3 protein-coding genes and 3 pseudogenes are annotated in these 5,394 nt (G+C 67.5%); 4 read left to right on the forward strand and 2 right to left on the reverse strand.

Annotated features, from left to right (window positions below):
- The first annotated feature begins 501 nt into the window (after positions 1 to 501).
- The 3 genes and pseudogenes from ABZ883_RS42400 to ABZ883_RS42410 all read left to right on the forward strand — a co-directional run bounded on the left by ABZ883_RS42400 (position 502) and on the right by ABZ883_RS42410 (position 2,395).
- Positions 502 to 636, forward strand: a complete 135-nt coding sequence (locus tag ABZ883_RS42400) for a hypothetical protein (protein ID WP_360917445.1) — start codon at positions 502 to 504, stop codon at positions 634 to 636.
- Positions 637 to 992: 356 nt separating this feature from the next.
- A complete protein-coding gene (locus tag ABZ883_RS42405; RefSeq protein ID WP_360917448.1) occupies positions 993 to 1,439 on the forward strand; it encodes an SsgA family sporulation/cell division regulator in 447 nt (148 codons plus the stop codon).
- Between the two features lie 364 nt (positions 1,440 to 1,803).
- Positions 1,804 to 2,395 (forward strand): annotated as a pseudogene (locus ABZ883_RS42410) (NAD(P)-binding domain-containing protein).
- A 134-nt stretch (positions 2,396 to 2,529) separates the two neighbouring features.
- Here the strand turns inward: ABZ883_RS42410 and ABZ883_RS42415 are convergent.
- Positions 2,530 to 2,907 (reverse strand): IS110 family transposase, encoded by a 378-nt coding sequence (locus ABZ883_RS42415; protein WP_360917450.1) that lies wholly within the window; start codon positions 2,905 to 2,907, stop codon positions 2,530 to 2,532.
- Between the two features lie 232 nt (positions 2,908 to 3,139).
- Positions 3,140 to 3,544 (reverse strand): annotated as a pseudogene (locus tag ABZ883_RS42420) (transposase); the annotation flags it as partial.
- Positions 3,545 to 4,018: 474 nt separating this feature from the next.
- On the opposite strand from ABZ883_RS42420, the pseudogene ABZ883_RS42425 reads away from it, so the two are divergent.
- Positions 4,019 to 4,980, forward strand: a pseudogene (locus ABZ883_RS42425) (IS110 family transposase); the annotation flags it as partial.
- Between the last annotated feature and the right edge of the window lie 414 nt (positions 4,981 to 5,394).

Consider the following 5,394-nt stretch of genomic DNA (forward strand, 5'->3'; position numbering starts at 1 on the left):
CCGGCAGGCCCGGCAGGCCCTGGCGGGCCGGGGGGACCGGGAATGCCGGGGCGGCCTGGATGCCAGTGGCGACCAGGACGGCTTGGGCAGTACCCGGGGAAGTCCGAGAAGAGGAAGCATGGGTCAGCGAGACCGGCCTGAGCGCGGGGCTTCACGGCACCAGCCTCGCCACCACTGGCGCTGCCCGCATACGCGGCACCTGTTAGGGCACTGGACGCCAGGGCCACGCTTGCGGCCATCGTCCATATCCGCATGCTGCCTCGACGCCCTCGAACGGGCGCCTGAGGCATGGCTATTCGAGACAACACGTCACCTCCAGCAAGGGGCCCGCAACGCGCGGTTGATACCGCTGACAAGGAGAGAAGAGCTGTCGGAGACAGCGGCGAGCCCACAGCCAGAATCGCCCTGTGTGGGGAGTCATGCACATTTGGTAGCCAACCGGGTGATCTATGCCCGAACGCGCAACAGCGGCCCAGATCCCCGTAGCGGGGGGTGCGGGCTATGGCCGCCATCAACCTCGGCGGCATCCTGCGGGATTCCGGCGATCTCGCGGGCGCCTGCGAGGCGTACACCCACGCACTCAACAGCTCCTGGCCCGACGCCACCGCGCGTGCCCTCGCACGCCTCCCCTCCTGACCGGACCGGGTCCAGGACGCGCAAGGAACTTGCGGCTCACCGACGCCTCGCGCAAGGGCCAGCGGCTGGCCGTGACACCCGTCGCAGCCAGTCGTTGAACTCCCCGCGACTGTCGCGCATGGCAAGGCTCCTGGACCTTCCCCGTGGTTCCGTGGGTCTCGTGCTGCGTGGGCCGTTGCGAGCCGGTCTATCTGTCCAGGAAGGCGCCCACGGAAGGGCGTTGGCGGGTTCGTCGGAGATGACCGCACGAAACGTCTGGAGATCCTGTGAAGGCGCATAATGGATGGAGCATCACCCCCCCCTCACGCACTGCGGTCCGCATCCGGGCCGCTGCGGATTGCGAGAGGGGGAGTGCGATGAGGGGCACCGTTGTGGAGCGGGAGCTGATGATGCACCTGGTGCGGTCACCGCAGGACAGGATCCCGGTGATGGCCCGACTGATCTACCGGGTCGCTTCCCCCTGCGCCGTGCACATCGCCTTCCACATCGACTCCGAGAAACCGGTGTACTGGTTCTTCGCCCGCGACCTGCTCCTGGACGGCCTGTTCCGGCCGTCCGGCAGCGGCGACGTCCGCATCTGGCCGGCCAGAAGGGCCGGACTCGGCGTGGTAATGCTGTGGCTGTCCGCTGCGGGCGGGACCGTACTGATGGAAGCACCCACCGCCGCAGTTGCGGCCTGGCTGGGACTCACAGTGCAACTGGTCCCACCCGGCAGCGAAAGCACCTACCTCCACCAGGCCATCAACCGGGTCCTGGACTCCCTACTGAACAACAGCGACATCGACGGCCAGGACCCCAGGTGATGGCGCAGGCAGTCAGGGACTCCCCCACCGATGGGCAGCGGTCCCCCGCCATTACCCAGCGCGGGCGATACGCCACCGCTCGTCGTTGAACCCCAGGAGACGCACACCCTCCGGAACAAGCCCCGGCCCCTTCAACCGGGGCTTCGTGCTATTCGGGGTGCGGTGCTGTCTGGCTGCCCGGCCCTGGGGGGCGGCTCCGGCCGCAATCCCAGTGGCCTGACCTGCCCCCGGTTCTCAGCAGCTCACCGCCACTCATCACGCACAGTTATCGTTCATCCTCACCAGGAGGCTTGCATATCTCGCGTGTGCCAAAGGCCGAAGGATCGGCCTCAACCCCGAAGGGGAACACCTCGACACCGTGAACATGGCGCGCACCATCGGCGCACGAGCGATAGCGGGCGGCAACACCATCGAGGTCATGGGCCGCGATCAGTCCAAGGCGGCTGACCTGGCCAAGGCTCTCGGCGGCGGCGCCACGACGGGAGAATGGGGCACCGCCCCGGCCGGGGACATCGTCATCCTGACCTCGTTGTACGACGGCGTCGTGCCGGCCGTCGCCCAGTACGCAGACGCTCTCGCGGGCAAGGTCATCGTCGACATCTGCATTCCCTTCAATTCCACGTTCGACGGGCTGGCCCACCGCGAGGAGACCTCGATCGCGCAGGAAATCGCCAAGGTAGCTCCCGGCCAGCGCCAGCGTGGTGAAGGCGTTCAACACCGTCTTCCATCATGTCCTGGAGAAGGGGCGACCCGACGTCTTCATCGCCGGCGACAATGCGCAGGCCAAAGCAAGTGTGGAGGCGTTCGTCGAGAGCCTCGGGCTGCGCCCGCTGGACGTCGGCGGCCTGAAAGTGGCGCACTGGCTGGAAGGAGCGGGCGTGGTCACGGTGGGCCTCGCCAACCACGGGGTGGGGAACTTGGACTTCGCCCTCAGCATCACCGAACTTCCCGTCTGAGCGTACGATTGACGGAGCCTTACCTGAGCGGCTGCCGATCGCCAGTGTTGCCTCACCGCCTGTACAGGGAGGCCTGGTAACACGGCTCCGCCCCGCCGCGCCCCGACGTCCTGCCCCGAGGCTGCTATGTCGTGTCAAGCCGCATGGGGGAGCTCTTGGGGGTTCTGTCGGGTCCGTCGTTCGAGGATCTTGAAGATCTGGCGGCAGACGTTGCGTTTGAGGCACCGCTGTGCGTCGCGGGGGCTCTTGCCCTCGCTGACGCGGCGAGCAACGTATGTTTTCGTGGCGGGATCGAGTCGCATCCTGATCAGGGTGATCGTGTGCATTGCTCGGTTGAGTTGGCGGTCGCCGCCTCGGTTGAGCCGGTGCTTGTTGGTCAGCCCTGACGAGGCTGGGATCGGCGCAACACCGGCGAACGAGGCGAAGGCGGCCTCGGAACGGAATCGGCCCGGATGCGACCAGCTGACCAGGATCTGAGCTGCGGTGATCGGCCCGATCCCGAGCAACTCCAAGAGTTCGGGAGCCTGCTGTCGAATGAGCTGGAGAAGCTCGTTCTCCAGGTCGCGGGCTTCGATCTGAAGGTGCCGGATGCGCTGGGCGGTCGCGGAGGCTGGCGCAGCGTTTTACCTGTTGCTGCCGGTTGAGGCGCCGAAGTTCGGCGCGGAGGTCGTCCGGCGCGGAGACGATCAAAGCCTTGAGCTGGTTGATGGCCGCCGTGGAGGCGTGCACCGCGCCTTGCCGGGTGGCCAGCAGCACGCGCATCGCCTCGCGTTCCCCGCGGCTTCGGGGCTCGATGACGTGCTCGGTGGCCAATGCCTCGCGGGCCGCGCGAATGGCGTCGAGCATGTCCGTCTTGCCTCCTCCGCGGACCGGCGGACGCTTGGGACGACATACCTCGATGACGCGTTCACCAGCGTCTTTCAGGAAGGCGGCGAGGCCGGCTCCGTAACTGCCGGTCCCTTCGAGTGCCCAGCAGCGCCGGCCGGGCACGTGCTGTTGGGCGAAGTCGAGAAGACGCTGGTAGCCGCGGGTATGAGCTGGCGAGTCGGTGGTCTCCAGGACGGCCCCGATGGGGCTGACGGCGGCTGCGGCAAGCGTGTCGCGGTGGGTGTCGACACCGATGACGCCGTCGACGTGTTCTGCGAGCATGGTCACGCGGTCGTTCTCCTTCGGGCAGGCGGGCCGTGGTCGGCGTCGGCCTGGGTGGAGTCACCGCGTGGCGGAACTGTGATGAGTCACGCCGGAAGGCGGACAAGCTGCTGATCAAGCCAACGGGTGGGCCAGGCCGACGCCCGCGTCCGGCAGACATCTCGGGGACACGGCAGCCCCTGACGGGACGCCAGTTATTTTTCGAGTCATGCCGGATCACGAGCGCCGAGCCTGGCAGCAACCCATCCCGGGCCGCAGAAGAACTCTCACAGTTATCTTTTTTGCGGTCCTGCAATGGGGCCGCTGGCCTCTGGGCCCGGTATGACTGTTGCCCTACCTTCTTCATGGGTTCGCACCGGTCACTCGTAGGATCGGCGGAACCCAGGGGTTCCAGGTATGGCTGTGACTGTTCCGCCGCCGGATGGCTCAGAGGGCTTGGCCGCCCGGGACCCTGCGACGACTCGACCGCTAATCAGGCTGCGGGCGGTGCTGGACAAGCTGACGGCGAAGTTCGGCACCGTGCTGGTGGTCGTGGACCAGCCCGCCTCGATCGGCGCTCTGCCGCTGACCGTCGCCCGGGACGCGGGCTGCAAGGTCGCCTACCTGCCGGGCCTGGCCATGCGCCGGATCGCCGACCTCTACCCCGGCGAGGCCAAGACCGACGCCCGTGATGCCGCCGTCATCGCCGACGCCGCCCGCACCATGCCGCACACCCTGCGCTCGCTGGAACTGACCGACGAGGTCACCGCCGAGCTGACCGTGCTGGTCGGCTTCGACCAGGACCTGGCCGCCGAGGCCACCCGCACCTCCAACCGGATCCGCGGCCTGCTCACCCAGTTCCACCCATCGCTGGAACGCGTCCTGGGGCCCCGCCTCGACCATCAGGCCGTCACCTGGCTGCTGGAACGTCATGGTTCCCCCGGCCGCCCTGCGGAAAGCCGGACGCCGCAGGCTCGTCGAGATCATCCGACCCAAAGCCCCGCGCATGGCCACCCGGCTGATCGACGACATCTCCACCGCCCTGGACGAGCAGACCGTCGTGGTCTCTTTCCCAGGTCCTGACGTCGCTGCCCGGTGTCGGCGTCAGGACCGCCGCAGTCCTCCTGACCACCATCGGCGACGGCAGCTCGTTCCCCAGCGCCGCCCACCTCGCCTCCTACGCCGGCCTCGCACCCACGACCAAGCAGTCCGGAACCTCGATCCACGGCGAACACGCCCCCAGAGGAGGAAACCGGCAACTCAAACGCGCGATGTTCCTGTCCGCATTCGCCGCCCTCCACGACCCCGCCTCACGCACCTACTACGACAAGTGCCGGGCCCACGGCAAAACCCACACCCAAGCCCTCCTCCGCCTCGCCCGCCAACGCACCAGCGTCATATTCGCCATGCTCCGCGACGGCACCTACTACGAACCCAGAACCCCACGCACCGCTTGACGAAAGACATAGAGGCACCCCCTCGCCCACCCCACGACAATGAAGCCCGCACCCCTCCCTCAGGAGGACCCGCCCCCGCACCGCCTGCTGCCCCGACCGGATACTCATACACCGGCCCCTGCATTGAAAGGGAAGGCTGAAGGGTACCCGGCGTGAACACCCGCCGGACGGCCTGTCCCACCAGCCGTAGACAGTGTGGGGACTCTGGATCTGAAGGCTCTGTCCGCAGATCCGTGACGACCTACCGTCCGGCAGGGCCGAAAGCACTGGAGCCACTTCGGCGTTCCGACTGGCAAATCGAAGAGGGCAGCGGCCTTCACTACTGAGGATTAATGCGTGATGTCGCCGGGGCTTGTGGCGAGGCCGGTGCCGATGAGGCAGCCGGTGATGATGGTGGGCCGGTACTGGATCTGG

The sequence above is a fragment of the Streptomyces sp. NPDC046977 genome (genome assembly GCF_040644455.1).
Taxonomy (GTDB): domain Bacteria; phylum Actinomycetota; class Actinomycetes; order Streptomycetales; family Streptomycetaceae; genus Actinacidiphila.

Bases quoted from the DNA above. Each gene is read 5' to 3' on its own strand.
- ABZ883_RS42400 (WP_360917445.1), top strand. From the start codon at position 502: ATGGCCGCCATCAACCTCGGCGGCATCCTGCGGGATTCCGGCGATCTC.
- ABZ883_RS42405 (WP_360917448.1), top strand. From the start codon at position 993: ATGAGGGGCACCGTTGTGGAGCGGGAGCTGATGATGCACCTGGTGCGG.